Origin of the sequence: Streptomyces sp. DT2A-34 (assembly GCF_030499515.1) — a bacterium.
Taxonomy (GTDB): domain Bacteria; phylum Actinomycetota; class Actinomycetes; order Streptomycetales; family Streptomycetaceae; genus Streptomyces.
On the sequence record NZ_JASTWJ010000001.1, the window covers coordinates 7,613,626 to 7,636,893 of the forward strand.

A 23,268-nucleotide genomic window follows, 5' to 3' on the forward strand; every position below is an offset into this window, starting at 1 on the left:
AGATACGGTCTTGCCGACTGCCGACGACAACGTTGAGGTGAAGAGATGCCGTTGACCCCCGAGGACGTGCGGAACAAGCAGTTCACGACCGTCCGCCTCCGAGAAGGCTATGACGAGGACGAGGTCGATGCCTTCCTCGATGAGGTCGAAGCCGAACTGACGCGACTGCTCCGCGAGAACGAGGACCTGCGGGCCAAACTGGCCGCGGCCACGCGTGCTGCTGCTCAGAACCAGCAGAACATGCGCAAGCCCCCGGAGGGTCCCGGCGGTCCGCAGGACCAGCAGCAGGGCGGCATGCCTCAGCAGGGTATGCGCGGTCCCGGTGCTCCCGTGCCCGCCGGCATATCGGGCCCGCCGCAGCAGCAGATGGGCGGCCCCATGGGAGGCCCGCCCCAGCTGCCCAGCGGTGCTCCGCAGCTGCCCGCCGGTCCCGGCGGTCAGGGTGGCCCGCAGGGTCCCGGTCCGATGGGCCAGGGTCCGGGGCCGATGGGCCAGCCCCCGATGCAGCAGCAGATGGGTGGCCCCATGGGCGGTCCGATGGGTGGCCCCGGCCCCATGGGCGGCCCGGGTCAGGGTGGTCCCGGTGGCGACAGCGCCGCCCGTGTCCTCTCGCTGGCCCAGCAGACCGCCGACCAGGCGATCGCCGAGGCTCGTTCCGAGGCCAACAAGATCGTCGGCGAGGCGCGTTCGCGTGCCGAGGGTCTTGAGCGTGACGCCCGTGCCAAGGCGGACGCCCTGGAGCGGGACGCGCAGGAGAAGCACCGCGTCGCGATGGGCTCCCTGGAGTCCGCCCGCGCCACGCTGGAGCGCAAGGTCGAGGACCTGCGCGGCTTCGAGCGCGAGTACCGCACGCGGCTGAAGTCCTACCTCGAGTCCCAGCTGCGCCAGCTGGAGACCCAGTCGGACGACTCGCTCGCCCCGCCGCGCACCCCGGCCACGGCGTCCCTCCCGCCGTCCCCGGCGCCCTCCATGGCACCGGCCGGCGCGAGTGCCCCGTCGTACGGCGGCAACCAGACGATGGGCGGCGCCCCGTCTCCGGCTGCTCCGTCCTACGGCGGTCAGCAGCAGATGTCCCCGGCGATGACCCAGCCCATGGCACCGGTCCGGCCGCAGGGCCCGTCCCCGATGGGCCAGGCTCCGTCTCCGATGCGCGGGTTCCTCATCGACGAGGACGACAACTGACGGTTGGTAGTACGCCGTAGGCGTCGGTAGCGTTCAGGGCGGGGCCCCGGATTTCGATCCGGGGCCCCGCCCTTTTGCTACGCGTGTTCATAGAGTTTGCGGCGTTTGTTCGGGGGTGGGGTGCGGTGTCCGACGTACACAACGCCGAAGGCCCGGGCCGACCAAGATCTTCTTGGCGGGCCCGGGCCTTCGGTTGTTCAGCTGTGCCCTCGGCTACGCCTTGCGCAGGCGGAACGTCAGGGTCAGGCCCTCGTCCGTGAACGGGGAGCCGTAGGTGTCGTCCGCGTCGCCCTGCGCGAAGTCCGTCGCCAGGACCTCGTCGGCGATGAGCTCGGCGTGCTCGCCCAGCGCCGCGATCGTCGCCGCGTCCGTCGCCGTCCAGCGCAGGGCGATCCGGTCGGCCACGTCCAGGCCGCTGTTCTTGCGGGCCTCCTGGATCAGGCGGATCGCGTCACGGGCCAGGCCCGCGCGGCGCAGCTCCTCCGTGATCTCCAGGTCCAGGGCGACCGTCGCGCCCGAGTCGGACGCCACCGACCAGCCCTCGCGCGGGGTCTCCGTGATGATCACCTCGTCGGGGGCGAGCGTGATCGTCTCGCCGTCGACCTCCACCGAGGCCGTGCCCTCGCGCAGGGCGAGGGAGAGCGCGGCCGCGTCGGCGTTTGCGACGGCCTTCGCCACGTCCTGGACGCGCTTGCCGAAACGCTTGCCCAGGGCGCGGAAGTTGGCCTTGGCGGTGGTGTCCACCAGGCTGCCGCCCACCTCGGACAGCGACGCCAGCGACTCGACGTTCAGCTCTTCCGTGATCTGCGTGTGGAGCTCGGGGTTGAGCGCCTCGAAGCCGGTCGCGGCGACCAGCGCGCGCCGCAGCGGCTGGCGGGTCTTCACGCCCGACTCCGCGCGCGTGGCGCGGCCCAGCTCGACCAGCCGGCGGACCAGGACCATCTGCTTCGACAGCTCCGGGTCGATCGCCGACAGGTCCGCCTCCGGCCAGGACGCCAGGTGGACCGACTCCGGCGCGTCCGGGGTGACCGGCACCACCAGGTCCTGCCAGACCCGCTCGGTGATGAACGGGGTCAGCGGGGCCATCAGCTTGGTGACCGTCTCGACGACCTCGTGCAGGGTGCGCAGCGCCGCCTTGTCGCCCTGCCAGAAGCGGCGGCGGGAGCGGCGGACGTACCAGTTCGACAGGTCGTCGACGAACGCCGAGAGCAGCTTGCCGGCGCGCTGGGTGTCGTACGCCTCCAGGGACTGGGTCACCTGGTCGGTCAGCGCGTGCAGCTCGGACAGCAGCCAGCGGTCCAGGACCGGGCGGTCGGCCGGGGCCGGGTCGGCCGCGGACGGCGCCCAGTTCGACGTGCGGGCGTACAGGGCCTGGAAGGCGACCGTGTTCCAGTAGGTGAGGAGGGTCTTCCGCACCACCTCCTGGATCGTGCCGTGGCCCACGCGGCGTGCCGCCCACGGGGAGCCGCCGGCTGCCATGAACCAGCGCACCGCGTCCGCGCCGTGCCGGTCCATCAGCGGGATCGGCTCCAGGGTGTTGCCCAGGTGCTTGGACATCTTGCGGCCGTCCTCGGCGAGGATGTGGCCGAGGCAGACGACGTTCTCGTACGACGACTTGTCGAAGACCAGGGTGCCGACCGCCATCAGCGTGTAGAACCAGCCGCGGGTCTGGTCGATGGCCTCGCTGATGAACTGCGCCGGGTAGCGGCTCTCGAAGAGCTCCTTGTTCTTGTGCGGGTAGCCCCACTGCGCGAACGGCATCGAGCCCGAGTCGTACCAGGCGTCGATGACCTCCGGCACGCGCGTGGCCGTCTTCTCGCACTGGGGGCACGCGAAGGTGACGTCGTCGATGTACGGGCGGTGCGGGTCAAGGCTCGACTGGTCGGTGCCGGTCAGCTCGGTGAGCTGAGCGCGCGAGCCGACGCAGGTGAGGTGGTCGTCCTCGCAGCGCCAGATCGGCAGCGGGGTGCCCCAGTAGCGGTTGCGGGACAGTGCCCAGTCGATGTTGTTCTGCAGCCAGTCGCCGAAGCGGCCGTGCTTCACCGTCTCCGGGAACCAGTTGGTCTTCTCGTTCTCCTGGAGGAGGCGGTCCTTGATGGCGGTGGTGCGGATGTACCAGGACGGCTGCGCGTAGTAGAGGAGCGCGGTGTGGCAGCGCCAGCAGTGCGGGTAGCTGTGCTCGTACGGGATGTGCCGGAAGAGCAGACCGCGCTGCTGGAGGTCCTCGGTGAGCTTTTCGTCCGCCTTCTTGAAGAAGACGCCGCCGACCAGGGGGACGTCCTCGGCGAAGGTGCCGTCCGGGCGGACGGGGTTCACGACCGGCAGGTCGTACGCGCGGCAGACCTTCAGGTCGTCCTCACCGAAGGCGGGGGACTGGTGGACCAGACCCGTACCGTCCTCGGTCGTGACGTACTCGGCGTTGACGACGAAATGCGCCTGCGCCGGGCTGTGCCCACTGGTTCCCTCGCTGACGCTCGGGAACTCGACCAGCTCGAACGGACGTTGATACGTCCAGCGCTCCATCTCGGCGCCCGTGAAGGTCTGGCCGGTCGTCTCCCAGCCCTCACCGAGGGCCTTGGCGACGAGCGGTTCGGCGACGACGAGCTTCTCCTCGCCGTTCGTCGCGACGACGTAGGTGACCTCGGGGTGCGCGGCCACGGCCGTGTTGGAGACGAGGGTCCAGGGCGTCGTCGTCCACACCAGGAGCGCGGCTTCGCCGGCGAGCGGACCGGAGGTGAGGGGGAAACGGACGTACACCGAGGGGTCGACGACCGTCTCGTAGCCCTGCGCCAGCTCGTGGTCGGACAGGCCGGTGCCGCAGCGGGGGCACCAGGGCGCTACGCGGTGGTCCTGGACCAGCAGGCCCTTGTCGAAGATCTCCTTGAGCGACCACCAGACGGACTCGATGTACTCGGGCTCCATCGTGACGTAGGCGTCGTTCAGGTCGACCCAGTAGCCCATGCGGTTCGTGAGCTCTTCGAAGGCGTCGGTGTGGCGGAGCACGGACTCACGGCACTTGGAGTTGAAGGCGGCGATGCCGTACGCCTCGATGTCCTGCTTGCCGCTGAAGCCGAGCTCCTTCTCGACCGTCAGCTCCACCGGCAGCCCGTGGCAGTCCCAGCCGGCCTTGCGGGCGACGTGGTAGCCGCGCATGGTGCGGAAGCGGGGGAAGACGTCCTTGAAGACGCGGGCCTCGATGTGATGGGCGCCGGGCATGCCGTTGGCGGTGGGCGGGCCCTCGTAGAACACCCACTCGGGGCGGCCCTCGGACTGCTCCAGGCTCTTGGCGAAGATCTTCTGCTCGCGCCAGAAGTCGAGCACGGCGTGCTCGAGCGCGGGCAGGTCGACCTGGGCGGGTACCTGGCGGTACGTCGGCGTTGTCATCAGCGAGCTTCCTCCGGCGGACTTGCTGCCTTCCGTCCGGAGGGACGAGAGCCGTGTCTTTCCGTACGCCGGTTTCGGCGCGCTCCCGCGGTACCACCCTCCTTGGCCCGCCGACGCGGGGTGTGCGTCGGTGAACCCCCTCATTGGGGTCGCGATGCCGGGTCTACTCGCCTTGAGGAGGCTTTCTTCCGGCGGCTCCGGGGTGATCTTCACGTCGCGCTCGCCCCCGGGCTTCCACCGTCCCCGGGTCGCTCTGGGCCGCGTACGCCGCTACTCGTCCCCATCCACGCTTTTTCGCTCCGCCCAGTGTACGGCGCCGCGGGGACAGCGGCCGACCGGATTTACGGCACCCGGGGGAGGCGGTGCCGTACCGGCCGGGGTGACCCGAATGGATCGGTACGCGTGTTCGGATTCTGGGACGTCCGGCTCGATTGCATACCCGGCGGGGAGCTGGGCACAACGCATGCAGGTCTGCCGAGCGGCATGCGTGAGGCGGGCGAATCGGGCGGTGTGCCCCGTTGCCGCGGGACTCAAGTCGATTTATCGTCCCAGCACGATTCGCGAGCGAGATCACAATATGTGAAGGGGCCGCGGCATGGTGGCGAAGAAGACCGCCGTACAGCAGTCGGCGTCGGGCAGGTCCACCCATGCGAGCGCCTCCGGCGGTACGGGTGCCGGTGCCTCCGGCGGTGCGGCCAAGGATGTGGGCGGGAAGAAGAGTGCGCGGGGGAGTTCCACGGGGGCGCAGGGAGGTGCTTCCGCGGGTGTGCGGGGCGGGAAGCCGGTGAAGACCGTTCGGGGGTCTGTCGGGGGCGGGGCGGAGGAGACGGCCGGGAAGAGGGCGGGCTCGAAAGCGGGCGCCAAGAAGGCCGTGTCCAAGAAGGCGGTGTCCAAGAAGGCGGTGTCCAAGAAGGCGGTGTCCAAGAAGGTCGGGCCCGGGGGCAAGGGAGCCAAGGGGGCGGCGGCCGGAGAGGCGACCGTAGAGAGAGCGGTCGCAAGGACGGCGGTCGGGAAGAAGGCGACACCGAAGGGAAGCGCGGCCACGAAGGCGGCGAAGAAAGCGGCCAAGGGAAGCGCCGCCAAGAAGGCCGTGGCCAAGGAAGGTGCCGCCAAGAAGGTGGTCGTGAAGGTGGCCGTCGGGAAGGAAGCAGCTGGGAAGGAAATGGCCGGCGAGAAGGCGGCCGGGGAGAAGGGCGTCGGTGGGGGTGGGCAGGGGCGCGGTGCTGTGGTGCAGGGCGCCTCCGAGGCGCGTAGCTCCAAAAGGAGCACGTCCAGGACGAGCACCACGTCCAAGAGGGCCGCGGCCAGGAAGAAGGCGGTCGCGGAGCGGGCGGCCGGGAAGAGTGCGGTCGCCGAGAGCAGGGCCAAGAAGGCGGGCGCGGAGCAGACGGGAGCCACGACGGTGGTTGCGAAGAAGACTCCTGGCACGGCCACGGCGGCGAAGACCGCCCTTCCCAAGGCACGCATCGCCGCGGCGGTGGAGCCCGGCGAGCTCGCGGTGCGCCCCGGCGAGGACCCCTGGACCCCGGAGGAGGTCGAGGAGGCACGAGCCGAGCTGATGGCCGAGGTGATGCGGCTGCGCGACGAGCTCGCGTCGTCCGAGCAGTCCCTGGTCGGCCTGATGCGGGACTCCGGGGACGGGGCCGGCGACGACCAGGCGGACACCGGCGCCAAGAACATCACGCGCGAGCACGAGCTGGCGCTCGCCGCCAACGCGCGCGAGATGCTCACACAGACCGAGCGGGCCCTGGAGCGGCTCGACGCGGGCACCTACGGCCTGTGCGAGAACTGCGGCAACCCGATCGGCAAGGCACGCATGCAGGCCTTCCCTCGCGCGACCCTGTGCGTGGAGTGCAAGCAGAAGCAAGAGCGGCGGTACTGACCGGTATCCGGGTGCCGCCGGACGTGTCGTACTCTCGTCCTCAGTCAGGTACCTAGGTTGAAGGACTCACGTGGCAGAGGCGGAGCGCATCATCGGTACGCCGGATACCCCAGAGGCGGCGGGAGCCGAGCCGGAGCAGTCCGACGAGAACGCGAAGGAAGCCGCGGCCGAGCGGCCCCGGGGCCGGCGCCGGATCGCCGTGCTGTTCGGGGTCGCCGCCTTCGCCTACGCCCTCGACCTGGTCAGCAAGATGATCGTGGTCGCCAAGCTGGAGCACCACCCGCCGATCGAGATCATCGGGGACTGGCTGAAGTTCGAGGCGATCCGCAACGCGGGCGCGGCCTTCGGCTTCGGCGAGGCCTTCACCGTGATCTTCACGGTGATCGCGGCGGCCGTGATCGTGGTGATCGCCCGGCTCGCCCGCAAGCTGTACAGCCTGCCCTGGGCGATCGCGCTCGGCCTGCTGCTCGGCGGTGCGCTCGGCAACCTCACCGACCGGATCTTCCGCTCGCCCGGTGTCTTCGAGGGCGCGGTCGTGGACTTCATCGCACCCAAGCACTTCGCGGTGTTCAACCTGGCCGACTCGGCGATCGTGTGCGGCGGCATCCTGATCGTGCTGCTGTCGTTCAAGGGGCTGGACCCCGACGGGACCGTCCACAAGGACTGAGGCCCGCACGGGCCGGCCGGCGAGGGTTGTCCACAGGCTCCGTTGTCCCAAAGGCTCCGTTGTCCACAGGCTCCGTACGGGGCTGTCGGCCCCGTCCGGCATACTCGTCGGGTGAGCACGATTCCCGAGATCCGTACCCTGCCCGTGCCCGACGGCCTGGAGGGCGAGCGCGTCGACGCCGCCATCTCCCGCATGTTCGGCTTCTCCCGTACGAAGGCCGCCGAGCTTGCCGCGGCGGGGAAGGTCACGGTCGACGGCTCGGTGGTCGGGAAGTCCGAGCGGGTGCACGGCGGCGCCTGGCTCGAGGTGGAGATGCCGCAGGCGCCCGCGCCGGTGCAGGTCGTCGCCGAGCCGGTCGAGGGCATGGAGATCGTGCACGACGACGATGACGTGGTCGTGATCGTGAAGCCGGTCGGTGTGGCCGCGCATCCGTCGCCGGGCTGGAGCGGTCCGACGGTCATCGGTGGGCTCGCCGCCGCCGGGTACCGGATCTCGACGTCCGGCGCCGCCGAGCGCCAGGGCATCGTGCACCGGCTCGACGTGGGCACGTCCGGGCTGATGGTCGTCGCCAAGTCCGAGTACGCGTACACGTCGCTCAAGCGCCAGTTCAAGGAGCGCACGGTCGACAAGCGGTACCACACGCTCGTCCAGGGCCACCCCGACCCGACCAGCGGCACCATCGACGCTCCCATCGGCCGCCACCCCAACCACGACTACAAGTGGGCGGTCACGGCCGACGGCAAGCCGTCCGTCACGCACTACGACCTCATCGAGGCGTTCCGCGCGGCCTCCCTGCTCGATGTGAAGCTGGAGACCGGCCGCACCCACCAGATCCGCGTCCACATGGCCGCCCACCGGCACCCCTGCGTGGGCGACCTGACGTACGGCGCCGACCCGACGCTGGCCAAGCGGCTCCACCTGACCCGCCAGTGGCTGCACGCCGTACGCCTCGGCTTCGAGCACCCCGGGGACGGGCAGTGGGTGGAGTTCGCGTGCGACTACCCGGCCGACCTGCAGAAGGCCCTGGACCAGGTCCGCGAGGAGACGTACGCGTGAGTTCGTCGCCGTCGTCGCCGTCCACGTCGTATGCGGTGCGGGTCGCCGAGGACCCCGCCGACCGTGAGATGTGCTTCGCGGTGCGCAAGGAGGTCTTCGTCGGGGAGCAGGGAGTCCCCGAGGACCTGGAGTACGACGCGTACGACGCCGTCGCCGTGCAGGTGCTGGCCGTGCGGGAGGACGGGGTGCCGCTGGGCACCGGGCGGCTGCTGCACGGGGAGGCGGCCGCGGCGAAGGTCGACGGTGATCCGTCGGTCGGGTCGCTGGGGCGGCTCGCGGTGACGAAGGCGGCGCGTGGGCTCGGTGTCGGCGTCGCGCTGGTGCGGGCCATCGAGGAGACGGCACGCGCGCGCGGGCTCGCCGCCGTGGATCTGCACGCGCAGACGCACGCGCTGGGTTTTTACGAGCGGTTGGGGTACGCGGCGTACGGGCCGGAGTTCCCCGACGCGGGGATACCGCACCGGGCGATGCGGCGCGCTCTGTAGTCGAGGGACCCGTACGCGCTGGTGAGAAGGGCGGCCTGGCAGGCTTGAGGTCTGTCTTGTGGACGTCGATGTCACCGGAGCGCTGACCGTGGATCAGTTGGCCCTGTTGTTCGTGCTGTTGCTCGGGGCCGTGGTGAGTGTCCCGGTGGGGGACCGGGTCGGGTTGCCGGCGCCGGTGCTGATGACGCTGCTCGGGATCGTTCTCGCGCTGCTCGACTTCGTGCCCAATGTCGACATTCCGCCCGATCTGATCCTGCCGCTGCTGTTGCCGCCGTTGCTGTACGCCGCCGTACGGCGGACCTCGTGGCGGCAGTTCGCGGCGAATGTGCGGCCCATCCTTCTGCTGGCCGTGGCGCTGGTGTTCGTCACGACGGTGTGCGTGGCCGCGGTCGCCCACGCGATCGTGCCGGGGCTGCCGCTCGCCGCCGCCGTGGCGCTGGGCGCGCTCGTCGCGCCGCCCGACCCGGTCGCGGCGACCGCCGTCGCCGGGCAACTCGGGCTGCCGCGGCGCCTGGTGTCCATCCTGGAGGGCGAGGGTCTCTTCAACGACGTGACGGCCATCGTGCTGTACCACGTGGCGATCGCGGCCGCCGTGAGCGGCAGCTTCTCGCCGTGGGAGGCCGGACTGGATCTGGTGCTCTCCGCCGTGGTGGCGCTGGCCGTCGGGCTCGCTCTCGGGTGGGGCGCCAACAAGCTGATGGATCTGCTGGGGGACCCGACCCTGCAGATCGGGCTCACGCTGCTCGTGCCGTACGCCTCGTACGTGCTGGCCGAGGAGCTCCACGGCTCCGGTGTGCTCGCCGTGCTCGTCACCGCCCTGTTCCTCGCCGAGTACGCCACCGACGCGGACGACGTGATGACACGGCTCGCCGGGCACACCTTCTGGGACATCGTCGACACGCTGGTCACCGGCGTCGCGTTCGGGCTCATCGGGCTCGAACTGCACATCGCGGTGCGGACGGCGTCCGGGCGGTGGGACGAGATGCTCGGCTGGGCGGCCGCGGTGGTCGGCGTCGTCGTACTGGTGCGACTGCTGTGGTTGCTGCCGGCGACCTGGCTCACCAAGCGGATGCACGCGAAACGGGACTACGACGAGGAGATCCCGGTCAGCTGGCGCGAGACCATCGTGATGTGGTGGTCGGGGATGCGGGGCGTCGCCTCGGTCGCCCTGGCGCTGGCCATTCCGCTTCAGACGGATTCGGGCGCCGCCTTTCCCGACCGGGACGAGATCGTGTTCATCGCGTTCGGGGTGATCATGGCGACGCTGGTGCTGCAGGGGCTGACCCTGCCGTGGCTGGTGAAGCGGCTCGGGGTGCGCGCCGACAGCGAGCGGGAGAAGGAGTTCGAGAAGCAGCTGGCGGTGCGGGCGGCCAAGGCGGCGAAGCGGAGGCTGAGGGAGATCGAGGCCGTCGAGGAACTGCCCGAGGAGCTGTCCGAGCAGATGCTGCGGCGGGCGTTCGAGATCGGGGTGCGGATCAGCCCGGAGATGGGCGAGGAGGAGCGCAGGGAGGCGCATCAGCAGCGGGTGCGGCGGCTGAAGCGGGTACGGCGGATCCAGGGCGAGCTGCTGAGCGCGGCCAGGCACGAGGTGCTGGCGGCGCGCAGTGAGCCGGGGGCCGATCCCGAGGTGGTGGACCGGGTGCTGCGGCATTTGGACGTGCGTAGCCTGCGGTGACCTTTATGGCAGTCGTGTGAACGGACGAGGCATGTGCGGCGTCCCTTTGTAGGGTCGGATCATGGCTCGCAACGTTGTCATCAGTGGTGGCGGTACAGGAATCGGGCTCGCGGCGGCGCAGCTGTTCGCGGCGGACGGGGATCAGGTGCTGCTGCTCGGGCGGCGCGCCGAGGTGCTGGAGCAGGCCGGTGTGCCCGGGGCCCTCACCTATGCGGCGGATCTGAGCAAGCCGCGCGGCGTGCGGGGCGTGGAGCGGTTCGTGGCGTCGGAGTTCGGCACCGTGGACGTACTGATCCACAGCGCCGGAGGCGCCGGCTACCTGGAGCCCACGGTGGACAGCGACGAGCCCCTCGACGTCGTCCTGCACAACTGGACCCTCAACTTCGGCCTCAACACCCTGACCGCGGCCCTGCTCACCGAGGCGCTGAAGGACCGGCTCGCCGACCCCGGCGGGCGGGTGCTGTTCCTCAGCTCCATCGCCGCCTTCCGGGGGTCCGGCAGCGGGGCGTACGCGGCGTCCAAGGCGGCGCTGCATCCGTACGCCCATGATCTGGCCCGGCAGTTGGGGCCGCGCGGGATCACCGTGAACGTGGTCGCGCCCGGCTATGTCGAGGACACCGACTTCTTCGGCGACACGATGGACCAGGAGCGGCACGAGCGGCTCGTCGCGGAGACCTCGACCGGGCGGGCCGCCACGCCGGGGGACGTCGCCGCGACCCTGCACTGGCTGGCGTCGCACGCCGCCGGGCACATCACCTCGCAGATCATCCAGGTCAACGGCGGGGCCGAGCGCGGCCACTGAGCCGGTCAGGGCCGGTCGGGCCGCGCTGTCGGCTGATGGTCGTGCTGGTGGGTGCGGCGGGCCGGGACGCGGCCGGGCACGGCGCCGGGGACGGGGAAGCCGGGCGGCAGGGCCGCGTCCGTCGCGTTGACGCGCGGCAGCGCGTACGGGTGCTGCTCGGCCACCCAGCTGATGAGCTGCTCGCGCACCGTGACCCGTACCGTCCACAGGTCGTCCGCGTCCTTCGCCGTGACCAGGGCCCGCACCTCCATGGTGCTCGGTGTCGAGTCCGTGACGACCAGGCCGTAGTCGCGGCCGTCCCACGCCGGGCACGCGCGCAGGATGTCGCGGAGCCGCTCGCGCATCTTCTCCAACGGTGCCGAGTGGTCGAGGTGGAGGAAGACGGTGCCGGTCATCTGGGCACCACCGCGCGACCAGTTCTCGAAGGCCTTCGAGGTGAAGTACGACACGGGCATCGTGATCCGGCGTTCGTCCCATGTGCGCACCGTCAGGAACGTCAGCGTGATCTCCTCGACCGTGCCCCACTCGCCGTCCACCACGACCGTGTCCCCGAGGCGCACCATGTCCCCGAAGGCGATCTGGAACCCGGCGAACATGTTGCTCAGCGTGGACTGGGCCGCGACACCGGCGACGATGCCGAGGATGCCGGCCGAGGCCAGCAGCGAGGCGCCGGCGGCGCGGAACGCCGGGAACGTCAGCAGCATCGCCGCCACGGCCACCACGCCGACGACCGCCGACACCACGCGCGTGATCAACGTCACCTGGGTGCGCACCCGCCGGACCCGGGCCGGATCGCGGTGGACGCGGGCGTAGCGGCTGTACGTGGTCTCCACGACCGCCGCCGCGATACGGATCGCCAGCCAGGCCGCCGCCCCGATCAGCACCAGCGTCAGCAACCGGCCGACGGCGACCTTGTTCTCCTCCAGCAGCTTCGCCTCGTCGTACGCCCCTCTGAGCAGGGCCGCGCACAGGACGACCTGGTAGGGGACGCGGGCACGGCGCAGCAGACCCCACAGCGGCGTCTCGTTGTGCCGTTCGTCGGCCTTGCGCATCAGACGGTCGGTGGCCCACCCGATGATCAGGGTGAGCAGCACCGAGCCGCCGATCACGATCAGCGGTCGGAGTATGTTCTCCATCCCCCGAACGTAACCACCCGAGGGGGGTCATGAACATGTGCGCCGGTGAGGCGGTGGTCACGGCGCTGTCGTACCCGGCTGGCACCATGGCCTCATGAACATCATGCTCTTTCACTCGACCTATGGCCTCAGGCCCGCGGTGCGCCAGGCCGCGGACCGGCTGCGGGCCGCCGGACACGAGGTGTGGACGCCGGACCTCTTCGAGGGGCGCGCGTTCGAGACCGTCGAGGAAGGCATGGAGTACAACGACCGGATCGGCAAGGACGAGCTGCTGAAGCGAGCCGTGCTCGCCGCCGCGCCCTACTCGGAGCGAGGCCTGGTGTACGCCGGGTTCTCGCTCGGCGCCTCCATCGCGCAGACCCTCGCGCTCGGCGACGAGAAGGCGCGCGGGGTGCTGCTCCTGCACGGCACCTCGGACATCGCGGCGAACGCCTCGGTGGACGAGCTGCCGGTGCAGCTGCATGTCGCCGAGCCGGACCCGTTCGAGACGGACGACTGGCTGAGCGCCTGGTATCTGCAGATGGGCAGAGCGGGCGCCGACGTCGAGGTGTACAGATACGCCGGGGCGGGCCACCTCTTCACCGACCCCGACCTGCCGGACTACGACGAGGAGGCCGCCGAGGCCACCTGGCGGGTGGCGCTCGGCTTCCTCGAAACCCTCTAGGGGCTGTCAGGGGCCGTCAGGGGCTTTCAGACGGGGTCGTACGTCCGCTCGACCTTCTGCGTCCCGCTGCGGGTGCGGTACGAGCGCGCCCAGGAGGCGGTCGCGTCCTTCTTGGTCTTGTCGGACAGGACGTAGTAGTCCATCTGCGCCCGCTCGGCCGTGATGTCCAGGACGCCGTAGCCGTGGCGGTCGGTGTCGACCCAGTGGACGTGCCGGTTGGCGGCCTTGATGATCGGCGCTGCGATCGCGGAGAGCGTGCCCTCGGGGACCTTGACGATGTCGTCGAGGTTGTCCGAGGTGACCGAGGTGACGACGAACTCCGTGGCGGCGGAGGCGGACAGCGGATACGTACCGGCGTCCACCGGCACGTCGTTGGCCCACGCCATGTGGATGTCGCCGGTCAGGAACACGGTGTTGCGGATCGCGTTCGAGCGCAGGTGGGCGAGCAGCTCCCGGCGGTCGTCCGTGTAGCCGTCCCACTGGTCGGGGTTGAGGGCGAGGCCCTCCTGCGGCAGGCCCATCAGCTTGGCCAGCGGCTTGAGCAGGTCCGCGGTGAGGGAGCCGATCGCGAACGGCGAGATCATCACCGAGTTGCCGACCAGCCGCCAGGTGGTGTCGGAGGACTTCAGCCCCGCCTTCAGCCAGTCCAGTTGGGCTCGCCCGGTGAGCGTGCGGTCCGGGTCGTCGACCTCACCGTTGCCGACCTTCACCTGCTGCGAGCGGAAGGAGCGCAGGTCGAGCAGGGAGAGGTCGGCGAGCTTGCCGAAGCGCAGGCGGCGGTAGGTGGTGCCGGCGATCGCCGGGCGCACCGGCATCCACTCGAAGTAGGCCTGCTTGGCGGCGGCCTGACGCGCGGCCCAGGTGCCCTCGGCGCCCTCGGTGTGGTTCTCGGCGCCGCCCGACCAGGCGTCGTTGGCGATCTCGTGGTCGTCCCAGATCGCGATGACCGGCGCCTTCGTGTGCAGGGCCTGCAGATCCGGGTCCGTTTTGTACTTGCCGTGCCGGATGCGGTAGTCGGCGAGCGTGAGGATCTCGTGGGTGGGCGCGGTCTGGCGTACGACGGTGCCGCGCGTGCCGTACTCGCCGGTGCCGTACTCGTAGATGTAGTCGCCCAGGTGGAGCCAGGCGTCCAGGTCGCCGCGGGCCGCGAGATGGCGGTACGACGAGAAGTAACCGCCCTCCCAGTTGGCGCAGGAGACCACGCCGAAGCGCAGGCCCTCGACGGACGCGTTCGCCGTCGGCGCGGTGCGGGTACGCGCCGCCGGGGAGTCCGTGCCGCCCGCCGAGAAGCGGAACCAGTAGTCGGTGGCCGGCTCCAGGCCCCGTATGTCGGCCTTGACGGTGTGGTCGGAGGCGGCGGTCGCGGTGGTCGAGCCCTTGGCCACGATGTTCGTCAACGCCTTGTCCCGGGCGACGATCCAGCTGACCTCGGTGTCCGGGCCGAGCCCGGAGCCGGGTACGGCCTCGGCGGTCGGCGTCACCCGGGTCCACAGCAGGACGCCGTCGGGCAACGGGTCGCCGGAGGCGACACCGTGCAGGAAGGCGGGGGCCTGCTCGGCGGCCCGGGCGGGCAGCGCGGCGGCGAGCGGGCCGGCCAGGACAGCCGTCGCCGCCGCGGCCTTGACGACCGTACGGCGGCGAGGGGTAAGGGAGTTGAGCTGCTCTGGTGATCTGTATCGACTGGTCACAGCCGATCAGGTTACTGATCGGTATGAACAAGAGCGGGCGAACCTGTAAAAGTTCGCCCGCTTTTCGTGCAGAGGCCGACTTCCGGTTGGCGTCAGCCCTTGAGGGCCGCGTCCACCGCCTTGGTGAACTCAGCCGCCGTCCACGGCTGGTTGGGGTTGGAGGTCTTGAGCTGCGTGCCGTCCATGACGAAGCTCGGGGTCCCCGTCACGCCGTCCTTGTTGGTGTCGAAGCTCTTCGACATGGCCAGCGCCCAGGCGTCGTACGTGCCGTTCTTCACGGCGTTCTGGAACTTGGTGTTGTTCTTGAGGGCGGGGACGGTGTTCGCGACCTCGATGAGGTAGTCGTCGTCCTTGAACTTGTCGTCCGACTCCTCGGGGTGGTACTTCGCCGAGTAGAGCGCGGTCTTGTAGTCGAGGAACGCATCCGTGCTCACGTTCAGCGCGGCGCCCATGGCGCTCATCGCGTTCTTGGAGCCCTCGGCGTTGGCGCCGATCTTGCCGTCGTTCAGCTGGTCGCCGTCGAGGAACGTGCCGCCGATGAACTGGATCTTGTACTTGCCGGCCTCGATGTCCTTGTCGACGACCGAACCGGCGGCCTGCTCGAACGAGGCGCAGACGGGACAGCGCGGGTCCTCGTAGATCTTGAGGGTCTTCTTGGCGCTGTCCTTGCCGATGATGACGGTCGTGCCGTTCGTGCCCGTGGTGTGGGCCGGGGCGACGACCTTCTCGTCCTTCACCGCCTCCCAGTGGCTGGGCTTGCTGGCCTGGACGACGGCGTAACCTATGCCGCCCGCCGCCGCCAGGACGCCGACGACCGAGCAGGCGACGATGATCTGCCGCCTGACCTTCGACCGCTTGGCCTCGCGCTCGCGCTCGGCGCGCAGCCGCTCCCGGGCCGCCGTCTTCGCTGCCTGGCTGTTCCGCTTGCTCATGTTGGTGATCTCCATGGGGACACGCACACGTGTGTGTGCGGGATACGTATGGGTGGGCTGTGGTGCTCAGATGCCGTTCACGCGCAGGTGAAGGCGGGCGAGCACGGCGGTCCACGCCGTCCCAGGGAGTGCACGAGGAGGAGGCTGCGGGCGGTGCCCGTACGGCCGGCGGGGCGCGGCAGGCGGCGGGCCGGTGCGATCCGGCGCACCGTCACCGCGGCGACCGCCAGCAGCAGCGGGCGGAACGTGGTCGCCGTCACCGCGCTCAGCAGTTGCGCCAGGGCCCGCTCGCCGCGGCGCAGCCAGGCGGCGGCGAGGAGGCCGACCGAGACGTGCGCGCCGAGCAGCAGCCAGGCGGTGGCCGGGTCGGAGTGGGCGAGGAGACCGCCGAGCCTGTCGGGGTCGGAACCGGTGACCTGGGCCAGGGGGGCACCGACCTGGGCGCCGTCGCCGCACAGCACGTCCCAGCCGACCGAGGCCAGCGGGCCGGCGACCGGACCGCCCGCCTTGCCGTAACAGACGTGCTGGCCGGTGGTGAGGATCGTGTCGGCGGCCAGCTCCAGCGGGATCAGCAGGGCGGCGATCCGCCCGAAGCTGCGCTCGCGGCCGGCCAGGGCGTACGCGAGGACGAACATGGCGGCCGCGAGCAGGGCCACCGTGTTCAGCGGCAAGGGCGCCCGGGACAGCAGCACGTGCGACGCGGTGCTGAGCGTCACGACGAGTGACGTGAACAGCGCCGCGCGTACGGCTCGTAGCTGGGTCCCGGATATGTCCATAGCGGAGGAGAGTGTGTCACGTAGGCCTGTAAGAGACCCCTAAAGGGTGCCTGTGAGTGGCCGGTGAGCGCCGGTGCGCGGCCTTTCCGTCACAGACCCGGAATCCGGCCGTTGCGGAACAGGTCCACGAAGGTCTGGTGGTCGGCACGCGCGCGTGCGCCGTAGCCGTGCGCGAAGTCGACCAGGAGCTCCGCGAAGCCGTCCTCGTCGGCCGCGATGGCCGCGTCGATGGCCCGCTCGGTGGAGAACGGCACCAGCGACTCGCCGGAGGTGTCGTCCGCAGCCGCGTGCATCGTGGCCGTGGCCCGGCCGAGGTCGGCGACGACCGCCGCGATCTCCTCCGGGTCGTCGATGTCGCCCCAGTCCAGGTCCACGGCGTACGGCGAGACCTCGGCGACCAGCTGGCCCGCGCCGTCCAGCTCGGTCCAGCCCAGCCACGGGTCGGCGTGCGCCTGCAGGGCGCGCTGGGAGATCACCGTGCGGTGACCCTCGTGCTGGAAGTACTCGCGGATCGCCGGGTCGGTGATGTGGCGGGAGACGGCCGGGGTCTGGGCCTGCTTGATGTAGATCACGACATCGTTCTCCAGGGCGTCGCTGTGGCCCTCCAGAAGGATGTTGTACGACGGCAGCCCGGCCGATCCGATGCCGATGCCGCGGCGGCCGACCACGTCCTTCACCCGGTACGAGTCAGGGCGGGTCAGCGAGGAGTCCGGCAGCGTCTCCAGGTAGCCGTCGAAGGCCGCGAGCACCTTGTAGCGCGTGGCCGCGTCCAGCTCGATGGAGCCGCCGCCGGAAGCGAAGCGGCGCTCGAAGTCCCGGATCTCGGTCATCGAGTCCAGCAGCCCGAAGCGGGTCAGCGCGCGGGCGTCCCGCAGCGCGTCCAGGAGCGGTCCCTGGGCGGTGTCCAGCGTGAACGGCGGGACCTCGTCGCTCTTGGCGCCGGTGGCCAGGGCGTGCACACGCTCGCGGTACGCGCCCGCGTAGATCTGCACCAGCTCGGTGATCTGCTCGTCGCTGAGCGCCTTGGCGTACCCGATGAGGGCGACCGAGGCGGCGAAGCGCTTGAGGTCCCAGGTGAAGGGGCCGACGTACGCCTCGTCGAAGTCGTTGACGTTGAAGATCAGCCGACCGTTGGCGTCCATGTACGTGCCGAAGTTCTCCGCGTGCAGGTCGCCGTGGATCCAGACCCGGGACGTCCGCTCGTCGAGGTAGGGGCCGCCGCGCTTCTCCGCGTCCAGGTCGTGGTAGAAGAGGCACGCCGTGCCGCGATAGAACGCGAACGCCGACGCCGCCATCTTCCGGAACTTCACGCGGAACGCGGCCGGGTCGGCGGCCAGGAGCTCGCCGAAGGCGGTGTCGAAGACGGCGAGGATCTCGTCGCCGCGCTGCTCGTCGTTGAGCTGGGGGACCGACATCGCTGGGTGCCTCCTGGTGCATGAACGTGTACGACAGCGTTTCTGTCGTCTTCAACGGTCGAGGGTGCCCGGAAGTGCCCGCGACCCTCGCTGTGAAGGTACGCGGGGGAGCCCGTCGAGTGTCAGTCCCGAGGCATAGACTTCGACGCTGACCCCAGGACTGTCCGCCAGCCCGTTGCCGAGCGTTTCCTTTGGAGGCCACACCGTGTCAAAGCCGCCGTTCACGCACCTGCACGTCCACACCCAGTACTCGCTGCTGGACGGTGCCGCGCGGCTCAAGGACATGTTCAACGCCTGCAACGAGATGGGCATGACGCACATCGCCATGTCCGACCACGGCAACCTCCATGGGGCGTACGACTTCTTCCACTCCGCGAAGAAGGCCGGAGTCACCCCGATCATCGGCATCGAGGCATATGTCGCGCCCGAGTCGCGGCGCAACAAGCGCAAGATCCAGTGGGGCCAGCCGCACCAGAAGCGGGACGACGTCTCCGGTTCCGGTGGTTACACCCACAAGACCATGTGGGCCGTGAACAAGACGGGCCTGCACAACATCTTCCGGCTGTCCTCGGACGCGTACGCCAAGGGCTGGCTGCAGAAGTGGCCCCGGATGGACAAGGAGACCATCTCCCAGTGGTCCGAGGGGATCGTCGCCTCCACCGGCTGCCCCTCCGGCGAGGTCCAGACCCGGCTGCGGCTGGGCCAGGAGGAGGAGGCCCTCAAGGCGGCCGCCGACTACCAGGACATCTTCGGCAAGGACAAGTACTTCCTGGAGCTGATGGACCACGGCATCGACATCGAGCACCGGGTCCGTGACGGCCTGCTGGAGATCGGCAGGAAGCTCGGCATCCCCCCGCTGGTCACCAACGACTCGCACTACACGTACGCGCACGAGGCGACCGCCCACGACGCGCTGCTGTGCATCCAGACCGGCAAGAACCTCTCCGACCCGGACCGCTTCAAGTTCGACGGCACCGGCTACTACCTGAAGTCCACGGACGAGATGTACGCCATCGACTCCTCGGACGCCTGGCAGCAGGGCTGCGCCAACACGCTCCTCGTCGCCGAGATGGTCGACACCACCGGCATGTTCGAGGCCAAGAACCTCATGCCGACGTTCGACATCCCCGAGGGCTACACCGAGGTCACCTGGTTCAAGGAGGAGGTCCGCCGCGGCATGGAGCGCCGCTTCCCCGGCGGCATCCCCGAGGACCGACAGAAGCAGGCCGAGTACGAGATGGACGTCATCATCTCGATGGGCTTCCCCGGCTACTTCCTCGTCGTCGCCGACTTCATCATGTGGGCCAAGAACAACGGCATCGCGGTCGGCCCCGGCCGAGGATCCGCGGCCGGTTCGATCGTCGCGTACGCCATGGGCATCACCGACCTCGACCCGATCCCGCACGGCCTGATCTTCGAGCGGTTCCTCAACCCCGAGCGCATCTCGATGCCCGATGTCGACATCGACTTCGACGAGCGCCGGCGCGTCGAGGTGATCCGGTACGTGACCGAGAAGTACGGCGCCGACAAGGTCGCCATGATCGGCACCTACGGCAAGATCAAGGCGAAGAACGCGATCAAGGACTCCGCGCGCGTACTGGGCTACCCGTACGCCATGGGCGACCGCCTCACCAAGGCGATGCCCGCCGACGTCCTCGGCAAGGGCATCGACCTCAACGGCATCACCGACCCCTCGCACCCCCGCTACAGCGAGGCGGGCGAGATCCGGGCGATGTACGAGAACGAGCCGGACGTGAAGAAGGTCATCGACACCGCGAAGGGCGTCGAGGGCCTGGTGCGGCAGATGGGTGTGCACGCGGCCGGCGTGATCATGTCCAGTGAGACCATCACCGAGCACGTGCCCGTCTGGGTCAGGCACACCGACGGCGTGACCATCACGCAGTGGGACTACCCGAGCTGCGAGTCGCTCGGCCTGCTGAAGATGGACTTCCTCGGTCTGCGCAACCTGACGATCATGGACGACGCCGTCAAGATGGTGAAGTCCAACAAGGGCATCGACATCGATCTGCTGAGCCTCCCGCTCGACGATCCAACGACCTTCGACCTGCTCCAGCGCGGCGACACCCTCGGCGTCTTCCAGTTCGACGGCGGCCCCATGCGCTCGCTGCTGCGCCTGATGAAGCCCGACAACTTCGAAGACATCTCCGCTGTCTCCGCGCTCTACCGTCCCGGCCCGATGGGCATGGACTCGCACACCAACTACGCGCTGCGCAAGAACAAGCTCCAGGAGATCACCCCCATCCACAAGGAGCTCGAAGAGCCCCTCAGGGAGGTCCTGGACGTCACCTACGGCCTGATCGTCTACCAGGAGCAGGTGCAGAAGGCCGCCCAGATCATCGCCGGCTACTCGCTCGGCGAAGCCGACATCCTCCGCCGTGTGATGGGCAAGAAGAAGCCCGAGGAACTGGCGAAGAACTTCGTCCTCTTCCAGGACGGCGCCCGCAAGAAGGGGTACAGCGACGAGGCCATCCAGGCCCTGTGGGACGTGCTGGTCCCGTTCGCCGGCTACGCGTTCAACAAGGCGCACTCCGCCGCGTACGGCCTGGTCTCGTACTGGACCGCCTACCTCAAGGCGAACCACCCCGCCGAGTACATGGCGGCGCTGCTGACCTCCGTCAAGGACGACAAGGACAAGTCGGCGGTCTACCTCAACGAGTGCCGCCGTATGGGCATCAAGGTGCTCCCGCCGAATGTCAACGAGTCGGTGCACAACTTCGCCGCCCAGGGCGACGACGTGATCCTCTTCGGCCTCGAGGCCGTGCGCAACGTCGGCACGAACGTGGTCGAGTCGATCATCAGGAGCCGCAAGGCCAAGGGCAAGTACGCCTCCTTCCCCGACTATCTCGACAAGGTCGAGGCGGTCGCCTGCAACAAGCGCACCACGGAGTCGCTGATCAAGGCGGGCGCTTTCGACACCCTGGGGCACACCCGCAAGGGCCTCACCGCGCACTTCGAGCCGATGATCGACAACGTGGTCGCGGTCAAGCGCAAGGAGGCCGAGGGCCAGTTCGACCTCTTCGGCGGCATGGGCGAGGAGGAGACCGACGAGCCCGGCTTCGGACTCGACGTGCAGTTCACCGACGAGGAGTGGGACAAGACCTATCTGCTCGCCCAGGAGCGGGAGATGCTCGGTCTGTACGTCTCCGACCACCCGCTCTTCGGCCTGGAACACGTCCTGTCCGACAAGGCGGACGCCGGCATCGCCCAGCTGACGGGCGGCGAGCACGCCGACGGCGCGGTGGTGACCATCGGCGGCATCATCTCCGGCCTCCAGCGCAAGATGACCAAGCAGGGCAACGCCTGGGCGATCGCCACGGTCGAGGATCTCGCCGGTTCCATCGAGTGCATGTTCTTCCCGGCGACGTACCAGCTCGTCTCGACCCAACTCGTCGAGGACGCCGTCGTGTTCGTCAAGGGCCGCCTCGACAAGCGCGAGGACGTGCCCCGGCTGGTCGCGATGGAGCTCCAGGTCCCCGACCTGTCCAACGCGGGCACCAACGCCCCCGTGATCCTCACCATCCCGGCCACCAGGGTCACCCCGCCGATGGTCAACCGCCTCGGCGAGATCCTCAGCCACCACAAGGGCGACAGCGAGGTCCGCATCAAGCTCCAGGGCCCGACAAAGACGACGGTGCTCCGGCTGGACCGGCACCGGGTGAAGCCCGACCCGGCGCTGTTCGGTGACCTGAAGGTGCTGCTCGGCCCGTCCTGCCTGGCGGGCTGATCGGCTGAGGGGCGCACCCCGTGCGAGGTGCGCCCCTCTTCATGTGCCTGGGTCTCAACAACCCGTTATGCAGATGTCAGTTGTGGCCGAAGCGCTTCTGCCGGCCCTTGCGGGCCATGTCGCCCGGAGTCGCCTGGGTGATGCGCTGCTCGGCCTGCGTCTCCATCGAGGACTGCTGGGCCTGCTGCTGACCACGCTCGGACTGCGGCTGCTTCCGGTCCTGCTTCTTGTTCTTGGCCATGGTGATGCCTCCTGTGGGGGATCTAGGGGCCAGGGCCGGGACCAGATTCACATAGGCTGACGAAGACTGCATTTCGGATAATTACCGTGTGTAATGGGGGTTGTCGGGGCGTGAGGCCTGGCGCGCCGCGGTGGCGATGCCCCGAAACGCCACGCCGAAGATCGAGTTCGCCCCGTTAACCCCCGCGCGGTCGGGCAGACTCGAAGGAAGCCCCGAAGCAAACCTCCCAGGAAGAGGGTGAGTCGCGTGGACCGCTGCATCGTCCTGGTGGACGCCGGGTATCTGCTGGGGGCCGCCGCGAGCCTCCTCGCCGGGGAGCCCTCCCGGTCCCGGATCACCGTCGACCACACCGCCCTCATCCAGGGGCTGCGCGAACGCGCCGAGTCCGACACCCAGCAGCCCCTGCTGCGCATCTACTGGTTCGACGGCGCCCCCGACCGCGTCCCCCAGCCCGAGCACCGCAGGCTGCGCGTGATGCCCCGGGTCACCGTCCGGCTGGGCGCCCTCACCCGCAGCGACGGCCGCTGGGCCCAGAAGGGCGTGGACGCCGCGATGCACGCCGAGCTCACCGAGCTGGCCCGCAACCGCGCCTGCTCGGACGTGGTGCTGGTGACCGGCGACGGCGATCTGCTGCCGGGCATGATGGCCGCCAAGGAGCACGGCGTCGCCGTACACCTGTGGGCGGTGCAAGCCGCCGACGGGGACTACAACCAGTCCGAGGACCTGGTCGCCGAGGCCGACGAACGGCGCGTCCTCGACCGTACGTGGATCACCAAGGCCGTACGCGCCAAGGAGCTCACCGGCGTCTGCGCGCCGCCGCCCGTGCCCCGGCCCGAGATCGCCGCGATCCTGTCCGCGCCGCTGCCCGACTCCGCGCTCGGCGCGCGGACCGAGCGGTCCGCCGAGGACGGCGAACACGCCCCGCCGGCCACCGCCTCGGAGAACGGCACGCAGGAGCGGGTACCGGCGCCCAAGGGCGTGCCCACGCCGAAGGACCTCGCCGCCCTGCGCGCGCCCGGCGTCCAGCCGGCCCAGCCCCCCGCGAGCGCGACGCTGCGCTGGTCCTCGGACAAGGGGTGGGTCGACCGGCCCGGCGTCGCGGCCGAGCCGCCCGACGCCGCCTCCATGCCGACGCTCGCGCAGCTGACCACGGCGGAGCAGCGATGGGCCGACCGGGAGGAGGACATCACCACGGTCGGCGGCGATCCGTACGAGGTGGGGCAGGTCTTCGCGCGGCGGTGGATGGAGCGGCTGGGGGAGCAGGGCCATCTGCAGAAGCTCTCCGGGATGTATCCGCGGATCCCGCATCGGATCGACGGGGAGCTGCTGCGGTACGCCGCCCGGTTCGGGTTGCTCGCGCACAAGGACGACCAGATCGACGAGCATGATCGGTACGCGATCCGGGCCGGGTTCTGGCGGGAGATCGATGTGCGGACGGCCGCGGAGCACGCCCCCGTGGGCGAATGACGCGGGCCGAGGTGAGCCCGACGCCGCCCGGACGCGTCGTCGGGGTTGAGCGCCGTTGCGGCGGATTTGGG

At 69.9% G+C, this 23,268-nt stretch carries 17 protein-coding genes; 10 read left to right on the forward strand and 7 right to left on the reverse strand.

What is annotated here, in order from left to right:
* The first annotated feature begins 45 nt into the window (after nucleotides 1-45).
* Nucleotides 46-1,182, forward strand: coding sequence for a DivIVA domain-containing protein (locus QQM39_RS33965; RefSeq protein ID WP_302001383.1), 1,137 nt, complete (start codon nucleotides 46-48; stop codon nucleotides 1,180-1,182).
* A 213-nt stretch (nucleotides 1,183-1,395) separates the two neighbouring features.
* Here QQM39_RS33965 and ileS read toward each other — a convergent pair whose 3' ends face one another.
* A complete protein-coding gene (gene ileS, locus QQM39_RS33970; RefSeq protein ID WP_302001384.1) occupies nucleotides 1,396-4,566 on the reverse strand; it encodes an isoleucine--tRNA ligase in 3,171 nt (1,056 codons plus the stop codon).
* A gap of 595 nt (nucleotides 4,567-5,161) precedes the next feature.
* Here ileS and QQM39_RS33975 point away from each other — a divergent pair.
* The 6 genes from QQM39_RS33975 to QQM39_RS34000 all read left to right on the forward strand — a co-directional run bounded on the left by QQM39_RS33975 (nucleotide 5,162) and on the right by QQM39_RS34000 (nucleotide 11,133).
* Nucleotides 5,162-6,448 (forward strand): TraR/DksA family transcriptional regulator, encoded by a 1,287-nt coding sequence (locus tag QQM39_RS33975; protein WP_302001385.1) that lies wholly within the window; start codon nucleotides 5,162-5,164, stop codon nucleotides 6,446-6,448.
* A 70-nt stretch (nucleotides 6,449-6,518) separates the two neighbouring features.
* Nucleotides 6,519-7,115, forward strand: a complete 597-nt coding sequence (gene lspA / locus QQM39_RS33980) for a signal peptidase II (RefSeq protein ID WP_302001386.1) — start codon at nucleotides 6,519-6,521, stop codon at nucleotides 7,113-7,115.
* 111 nt (nucleotides 7,116-7,226) lie between these two features.
* Nucleotides 7,227-8,171 (forward strand): RluA family pseudouridine synthase, encoded by a 945-nt coding sequence (locus tag QQM39_RS33985; RefSeq protein WP_302001387.1) that lies wholly within the window; start codon nucleotides 7,227-7,229, stop codon nucleotides 8,169-8,171.
* Nucleotides 8,172-8,239: 68 nt separating this feature from the next.
* Complete coding sequence (locus QQM39_RS33990) at nucleotides 8,240-8,656, forward strand: GNAT family N-acetyltransferase (protein WP_302003826.1); 417 nt, start codon at nucleotides 8,240-8,242, stop codon at nucleotides 8,654-8,656.
* Between the two features lie 88 nt (nucleotides 8,657-8,744).
* Nucleotides 8,745-10,331, forward strand: a complete 1,587-nt coding sequence (locus QQM39_RS33995) for a Na+/H+ antiporter (RefSeq protein WP_302003827.1) — start codon at nucleotides 8,745-8,747, stop codon at nucleotides 10,329-10,331.
* Nucleotides 10,332-10,392: 61 nt separating this feature from the next.
* On the forward strand, nucleotides 10,393-11,133 hold the full coding sequence (locus QQM39_RS34000) for an SDR family NAD(P)-dependent oxidoreductase (RefSeq protein WP_302001388.1): 741 nt from the start codon (nucleotides 10,393-10,395) through the stop codon (nucleotides 11,131-11,133).
* Between the two features lie 5 nt (nucleotides 11,134-11,138).
* On the opposite strand, the gene QQM39_RS34005 is transcribed toward QQM39_RS34000, so the two are convergent.
* Complete coding sequence (locus QQM39_RS34005; RefSeq protein WP_302001389.1) at nucleotides 11,139-12,269, reverse strand: mechanosensitive ion channel family protein; 1,131 nt, start codon at nucleotides 12,267-12,269, stop codon at nucleotides 11,139-11,141.
* A 94-nt stretch (nucleotides 12,270-12,363) separates the two neighbouring features.
* Here QQM39_RS34005 and QQM39_RS34010 point away from each other — a divergent pair, with 94 nt between their 5' ends.
* Nucleotides 12,364-12,933, forward strand: a complete 570-nt coding sequence (locus QQM39_RS34010) for a dienelactone hydrolase family protein (protein WP_302001390.1) — start codon at nucleotides 12,364-12,366, stop codon at nucleotides 12,931-12,933.
* Between the two features lie 26 nt (nucleotides 12,934-12,959).
* Here the strand turns inward: QQM39_RS34010 and QQM39_RS34015 are convergent, their stop codons facing one another.
* The 4 genes from QQM39_RS34015 to QQM39_RS34030 all read right to left on the reverse strand — a co-directional run bounded on the left by QQM39_RS34015 (nucleotide 12,960) and on the right by QQM39_RS34030 (nucleotide 17,744).
* Nucleotides 12,960-14,621: an alkaline phosphatase gene (locus QQM39_RS34015; protein ID WP_302001391.1), complete on the reverse strand. Its 1,662-nt coding sequence runs from the start codon at nucleotides 14,619-14,621 to the stop codon at nucleotides 12,960-12,962.
* 92 nt (nucleotides 14,622-14,713) lie between these two features.
* The gene (locus QQM39_RS34020) at nucleotides 14,714-15,553 is read right to left on the reverse strand and encodes a thioredoxin domain-containing protein (RefSeq protein WP_302001392.1); all 840 of its coding nucleotides are present in this window, start codon (nucleotides 15,551-15,553) and stop codon (nucleotides 14,714-14,716) included.
* Between the two features lie 77 nt (nucleotides 15,554-15,630).
* Nucleotides 15,631-16,329, reverse strand: coding sequence for a hypothetical protein (locus QQM39_RS34025; protein WP_302001393.1), 699 nt, complete (start codon nucleotides 16,327-16,329; stop codon nucleotides 15,631-15,633).
* Between the two features lie 89 nt (nucleotides 16,330-16,418).
* Nucleotides 16,419-17,744 carry a DUF2252 domain-containing protein gene (locus tag QQM39_RS34030; RefSeq protein WP_302001394.1) on the reverse strand — a complete coding sequence of 442 codons (1,326 nt, stop codon included), beginning with the start codon at nucleotides 17,742-17,744 and terminating at the stop codon, nucleotides 16,419-16,421.
* A 205-nt stretch (nucleotides 17,745-17,949) separates the two neighbouring features.
* Between QQM39_RS34030 and dnaE the strand changes: the two genes are divergently transcribed.
* The gene (dnaE, locus tag QQM39_RS34035; protein ID WP_302001395.1) at nucleotides 17,950-21,489 is read left to right on the forward strand and encodes a DNA polymerase III subunit alpha; all 3,540 of its coding nucleotides are present in this window, start codon (nucleotides 17,950-17,952) and stop codon (nucleotides 21,487-21,489) included.
* Between the two features lie 76 nt (nucleotides 21,490-21,565).
* Here the strand turns inward: dnaE and QQM39_RS34040 are convergent, their stop codons facing one another.
* The gene (locus tag QQM39_RS34040) at nucleotides 21,566-21,730 is read right to left on the reverse strand and encodes a hypothetical protein (RefSeq protein WP_302001396.1); all 165 of its coding nucleotides are present in this window, start codon (nucleotides 21,728-21,730) and stop codon (nucleotides 21,566-21,568) included.
* Nucleotides 21,731-21,976: 246 nt separating this feature from the next.
* Between QQM39_RS34040 and QQM39_RS34045 the strand changes: the two genes are divergently transcribed.
* A complete protein-coding gene (locus QQM39_RS34045) occupies nucleotides 21,977-23,197 on the forward strand; it encodes an NYN domain-containing protein (RefSeq protein WP_302001397.1) in 1,221 nt (406 codons plus the stop codon).
* The last annotated feature ends 71 nt before the right edge of the window (nucleotides 23,198-23,268 follow it).

What these genes read in the sequence shown, in the direction of transcription:
- QQM39_RS33965 (WP_302001383.1), top strand. Translation starts at nt 46, where the DNA reads ATGCCGTTGACCCCCGAGGACGTGCGGAACAAGCAGTTCACGACCGTC.
- ileS (WP_302001384.1), bottom strand. Translation starts at nt 4,566, where the DNA reads ATGACAACGCCGACGTACCGCCAGGTACCCGCCCAGGTCGACCTGCCC.
- QQM39_RS33975 (WP_302001385.1), top strand. Translation starts at nt 5,162, where the DNA reads ATGGTGGCGAAGAAGACCGCCGTACAGCAGTCGGCGTCGGGCAGGTCC.
- QQM39_RS33990 (WP_302003826.1), top strand. Translation starts at nt 8,240, where the DNA reads ATGTGCTTCGCGGTGCGCAAGGAGGTCTTCGTCGGGGAGCAGGGAGTC.
- QQM39_RS34000 (WP_302001388.1), top strand. Translation starts at nt 10,393, where the DNA reads ATGGCTCGCAACGTTGTCATCAGTGGTGGCGGTACAGGAATCGGGCTC.
- QQM39_RS34005 (WP_302001389.1), bottom strand. Translation starts at nt 12,269, where the DNA reads ATGGAGAACATACTCCGACCGCTGATCGTGATCGGCGGCTCGGTGCTG.
- QQM39_RS34010 (WP_302001390.1), top strand. Translation starts at nt 12,364, where the DNA reads ATGAACATCATGCTCTTTCACTCGACCTATGGCCTCAGGCCCGCGGTG.
- QQM39_RS34020 (WP_302001392.1), bottom strand. Translation starts at nt 15,553, where the DNA reads ATGAGCAAGCGGAACAGCCAGGCAGCGAAGACGGCGGCCCGGGAGCGG.
- QQM39_RS34025 (WP_302001393.1), bottom strand. Translation starts at nt 16,329, where the DNA reads ATGGACATATCCGGGACCCAGCTACGAGCCGTACGCGCGGCGCTGTTC.
- QQM39_RS34030 (WP_302001394.1), bottom strand. Translation starts at nt 17,744, where the DNA reads ATGTCGGTCCCCCAGCTCAACGACGAGCAGCGCGGCGACGAGATCCTC.
- QQM39_RS34040 (WP_302001396.1), bottom strand. Translation starts at nt 21,730, where the DNA reads ATGGCCAAGAACAAGAAGCAGGACCGGAAGCAGCCGCAGTCCGAGCGT.